This is a genomic window from Thermoplasmatales archaeon (assembly GCA_014361245.1).
Lineage (GTDB): Archaea > Thermoplasmatota > E2 > UBA202 > JdFR-43 > JACIWB01.
Genome location: JACIWB010000083.1, coordinates 1 through 2,252, shown reverse-complemented (window position 1 = coordinate 2,252; position 2,252 = coordinate 1). Strand labels below are relative to the sequence as shown.

At 36.0% G+C, this 2,252-nt stretch carries 4 protein-coding genes; 1 reads left to right on the top strand and 3 read right to left on the bottom strand.

The annotated features are described in order from the left end of the window. The 3 genes from rpsK to H5T45_07560 all read right to left on the bottom strand — a co-directional run. On the bottom strand, positions 1-254 hold a 254-nt coding region (rpsK, locus tag H5T45_07570), incomplete at its 3' end, for a 30S ribosomal protein S11 (GenBank protein MBC7129556.1). Then, positions 247-807, bottom strand: coding sequence for a 30S ribosomal protein S4 (locus tag H5T45_07565; GenBank protein ID MBC7129555.1), 561 nt, complete (start codon positions 805-807; stop codon positions 247-249). The genes H5T45_07565 and rpsK, both read right to left, overlap by 8 nt. A gap of 4 nt (positions 808-811) precedes the next feature. After that, the gene (locus H5T45_07560) at positions 812-1,312 is read right to left on the bottom strand and encodes a 30S ribosomal protein S13 (protein MBC7129554.1); all 501 of its coding nucleotides are present in this window, start codon (positions 1,310-1,312) and stop codon (positions 812-814) included. 635 nt (positions 1,313-1,947) lie between these two features. Between H5T45_07560 and H5T45_07555 the strand changes: the two genes are divergently transcribed. Beyond that, on the top strand, positions 1,948-2,252 hold a 305-nt coding region (locus H5T45_07555), incomplete at its 3' end, for a DNA primase regulatory subunit PriL (GenBank protein MBC7129553.1).

Sequence of the window (2,252 nt, the reverse complement as noted above, 5' to 3'; positions counted from 1 at the left end):
CCGGGGCTTTTACTCCTTCCCCTTCCTATTCCCCTTACCTTTATATGCAATGAATCCACTCCTTTTTCTTTTAGCTCCTCAGCTACTCTCTGGGCTGCGACCATTGCTGCGTATGGTGATGGCTCATCTTTATCTGATTTTACAACCATTCCTCCAGAGCATTTTGCAAGCGTCTCTGCTCCTGTTATGTCTGTAACTGTAATTATTGTGTTGTTATGCGATGAAAAAATATGAGCAATTCCCCACTTAACCATTTTGCACCTCCGTTTCTTTTGCTGCTAAAATCTCTTCCTTTTTCGGACGGGCAGGATGCAATTCATTATTAAGAGGAGATTTTGGTGAATATGAGATTTTTTCTTCCTCTCCCCTTCTAACCAAATAGGATGGGATTGTTACCCTTCTTCCATCTATTGCTATATGACCATGAACAATCAGCTGACGCGCTTGCTTCGGTGTTCTTGCAAGTCCGTGAAGGTATACCAAAGTTTGCAGTCTCCTGCCGAGTATATGCTCCACATTCAAAGCCAAAACATCTTCAAGAGTTGAGTTTTCTGGAAGGATGCCAAGATTATACAATCTTTTCAGCAATGCTTCTTTTTCCATTTCCGCCTGCCTCTCGCCTGCCCTCGCCCTCAGCCTTCTTGCCTGCTCCCTTATCTTTCTCAATATTGTTTCAGATCTCCATATCTCTCTTTTTTTAGCCAGCCCATATTTCTGGACAATCTCCTTTTCCCTCTCTATCCTATCTGCTTGCCAGGGATGGGACGGTGTTTCATATTTTTTTCTTGGAAATTTAGGGTCACCCATTTTCTCACTTCTTCTCCTTCTTTTCCTCCTTTCCTTCTTCCTTCTTCTTTGCCATTTCTTTACTTCTTATAACTCCAACTGTCAAGCCTGTTCTTTTATGGCTTCTTGTTCTTTGCCCTCTTACAGGAAGCCCTCTTTCATGCCTGATTCCACGATATGCTCTTATTTTTCTCAGTAGATTTATATCTTCTCTCTTCATTAAATCTATTTCTGAGCCAATTAAATGCAAATTCCTGCCAGAATATAAATCCTTTCTCCTGTTTTTCATCCATTCTGGCAGCCATTCATTTATTTTTTCTATTGCATTGCTTATTTCCTCTATTTCTTTATCTGAAAGATAACCTATCCTTTTATTTTTATCTATTCCAGTTTGTGTAAGGATTGCATTTGCCAGCATATAATTTATTCCCTTTATTCTTGTGAGTCCATACATTACTGGTTTATTACCATCTATATCTGTTGCTGCTATCCTGACTATATATTTAAATTCCTTTTCTTCAGTCATGGCGGATAAAAATAGCAAATATATATTTAATATTTGCTCTTAAATTTTAAGTAAAGATGGCGCTGCATTCTCTACAATAAAAAACTGAGGAGTTGTTGGATAAACTCTGATGGCTCTATCCAATTATAATACAAAACATAAATGGAAAATAAAAGATTTCACATGTTTTATTTTCCATCTCTTGCTTGGAAAATAGTTATCAAAATGTTCTATCTTTTCAGTATCAAATACCATGCTCTTCCATCTGTTTTGCATTGCACAAAATGAGGCTTTTATCTGAGATGCTATTTTCCAATACACTCCGAATTTGTATAGCCATTCGTATATGGCAGTCATGCTTATCTATATAATTGAAATTCTTTCTCCTATCTTAAGATAGATTATATCCTTTCTATTTTTTATTGCCAATAGTTTTCTTTGCTTTCTTTCGGTTTCGATAAAATCCAGAAAAATGCACATTTCTCTCGTTTGACAACATTCCCTTCTGAAGGAGAATGATGCAAAAAATTTTTAAGGTTTATTCAACACAGCAATTAAATCTTTTGATTGATGTTGGTGCAGTATATTTTTCTTCTGCTTAAAATGATTGCAAAATCAGCCATCAAAAATATTAAAAACAAAATCATTTTATTTTTGTGGAATTGATAAAAATTTCTAAGTATCCATTTCTTTCGGAAGCAAAAGAATGGGTTAAAAATAGAGGGGTTAGTATAGAGGAAATACTTGATGATATAATTTATGAGAGGGCAAGAAGAAGGGGGGTGGAAAGGGTTAGACAGGCAATAATTGAAGGAATTGTCAGGGATATGCCATTAGTAAATGAAGTAGATTTTGAAATGGAAATTTATTCATATGCAATCGCAAGAATGATCGCTGTTGCTTTCGAAAATGATTATGTTTTGCGAAGATATGCTCTTGCTGAAGCAAAAGGGGCATATGA